This window comes from Campylobacter sp. VBCF_04 NA7 (assembly GCF_027737405.1).
Classification (GTDB): Bacteria; Campylobacterota; Campylobacteria; order Campylobacterales; family Campylobacteraceae; genus Campylobacter_B.
Genome location: NZ_JAOVTT010000014.1, coordinates 1 through 1,712 on the forward strand (window position 1 = coordinate 1; position 1,712 = coordinate 1,712).

A 1,712-nucleotide genomic window follows, 5' to 3' on the forward strand; every position below is an offset into this window, starting at 1 on the left:
ACTTCTAAATCAATCCCTCAAACCTAAACAAGGACGATTGAGTTTATGATGAATATCTTGTGAGAGAATATTCATTTGTACTCTAGAAAGGAGGTGATCCAACCGCAGGTTCTCCTACGGTTACCTTGTTACGACTTCACCCCAGTCGCTGATTCCACTGTGGACGGTAGCTAGTTTAGCATTCCGGCTTCGAGTGAAATCAACTCCCATGGTGTGACGGGCGGTGAGTACAAGACCCGGGAACGTATTCACCGTAGCATGGCTGATCTACGATTACTAGCGATTCCGGCTTCATGCTCTCGAGTTGCAGAGAACAATCCGAACTGGGACATATTTTATAGATTTGCTCCATCTCGCGATATTGCGTCTCATTGTATATGCCATTGTAGCACGTGTGTCGCCCTAGGCATAAGGGCCATGATGACTTGACGTCGTCCACACCTTCCTCCTCCTTACGAAGGCAGTCTATTTAGAGTGCTCGGCCGAACCGTTAGCAACTAAATACGTGGGTTGCGCTCGTTGCGGGACTTAACCCAACATCTCACGACACGAGCTGACGACAGCCGTGCAGCACCTGTCTCAACATTCTAGCAAGCTAGCACTCTCTTATCTCTAAGAGATTTGTTGGATATCAAGCCTAGGTAAGGTTCTTCGCGTATCTTCGAATTAAACCACATGCTCCACCGCTTGTGCGGGTCCCCGTCTATTCCTTTGAGTTTTAATCTTGCGACCGTACTCCCCAGGCGGTATACTTAATCCGTTAGGTGGATTACTGCCATGACTAGCATAGCAACAACCAGTATACATCGTTTAGGGCGTGGACTACCAGGGTATCTAATCCTGTTTGCTCCCCACGCTTTCACGCATTAGCGTCAGTTAAGTTCCAGTAGATCGCCTTCGCAATGGGTATTCTTCTTGATCTCTACGGATTTTACCCCTACACCAAGAATTCCATCTACCTCTCCCTTACTCTAGATTACCAGTTTCCCAAGCAGTTTAACGGTTAAGCCGTTAGATTTCACAAGAGACTTGATAATCCGCCTACGCGTCCTTTACGCCCAGTGATTCCGAGTAACGCTTGCACCCTCCGTATTACCGCGGCTGCTGGCACGGAGTTAGCCGGTGCTTATTCGTTAGGTACCGTCAGTGTTCTTCCCTAACAAAAGGAGTTTACGCTCCGAAAAGTGTCATCCTCCACGCGGCGTTGCTGCTTCAGGGTTTCCCCCATTGAGCAATATTCCCTACTGCTGCCTCCCGTAGGAGTCTGGACCGTGTCTCAGTTCCAGTGTGACTGATCATCCTCTCAGACCAGTTATGCGTCATAGCCTTGGTAAGCCATTACCTTACCAACTAGCTGATACAATATAGTCTCATCCTACACCGAAAAACTTTCCCGACTTAACTTGTGTTAAGAAGGAGTATGGAGTATTAGCAGTCATTTCTAACTGTTGTCCTCCAGTGTAGGGCAGATTAACTATACATTACTCACCCGTGCGCCACTAACTCATAAGAGCAAGCTCTTACTTGTCCGTTCGACTTGCATGTATTAGGCACGCCGCCAGCGTTCACTCTGAGCCAGGATCAAACTCTCCATAAAAAATGTATCAAAGATAAAAAGAAACTTTTTATCTTTTAAATTCAATTTATGAAGTTTTTAATCTAAAAACTTAATTGTTTGTAACTTTTAAATTTGACAATTTAAATAAATTGTC

Annotated in this window: 1 rRNA gene; it reads right to left on the minus strand. The window is 45.7% G+C overall.

Annotation, left to right across the window (positions count from 1 at the left end):
• Positions 1-86 precede the first annotated feature (86 nt).
• Positions 87-1,597, minus strand: a 16S ribosomal RNA gene (locus tag OFO00_RS08005).
• Between the last annotated feature and the right edge of the window lie 115 nt (positions 1,598-1,712).